Source organism: Vibrio sp. 10N.261.52.A1 (genome assembly GCF_002876325.1).
GTDB classification, from domain to species: Bacteria; Pseudomonadota; Gammaproteobacteria; order Enterobacterales; family Vibrionaceae; genus Vibrio; species Vibrio chagasii.
The window spans coordinates 4,135-4,801 of sequence record NZ_MCYD01000758.1; the positions used below are offsets into that span (position 1 = coordinate 4,135).

Genomic DNA, 667 nt, shown 5'->3' on the forward strand with positions numbered 1-667 from the left:
ATGGTTCCTTCTGCAACGGTGACGAAATAGCCATGCATACGGCTCTTGACTCGAATAAACCCAGAGGAAGGAGCCATCGTCACCACCAGATCTTTCTTGTTCAAGGCTCGAAATAGACCGCCATTTTGCAACGGGATTTCAATCCGAGTAGGTTGACGTTCGCCCGCCTTTTGCATGATAACTTTCACACGGCCTTCTCCGTCTATATAGACACAGACGCCATCGCCACTGTATGCATCACGCTGTTCCAGTAGCGTGTATTCCTGCGATGCATCTTTGGTAACCGTCGTAAAATAGGAAAAAACGCCCTCTGGTGGCTGGTAGCCGCCGCTGCCGTTCTTCCAGAACTCCTTGTGGTAGCCCTCTTTGACAAGATCATCCACTTGACTGGCGTTAGCTTCTTGAACACCGGCATTGAGATAGCGCACAATATCTTTTTTCCATACATCAGCCGCGCTAAGCGCCTCGTAGCGTTTTACGCCTTTCGGCAAAATAGTGTCGTGAGAACGCCCGTCAGGGGTACGGAATGTCGCCATGTCAACATTTCGATAATAATCCTTGATATTAACTACCTGCTTACTACCGGTTAATATCAGATCATATCCCAGCACCGATACCTGATAATCAGTTATCGGTTTGTCCAAGAGGACAAAGGCATAAGTACCAT

At 48.1% G+C, this 667-nt stretch carries 1 protein-coding gene; it reads right to left on the reverse strand.

What is annotated here, in order from left to right; all coding sequences use genetic code 11:
• The coding region (locus BCT81_RS29340) for a hypothetical protein (protein ID WP_198596905.1) at positions 1–667 on the reverse strand (667 nt) is incomplete at both ends.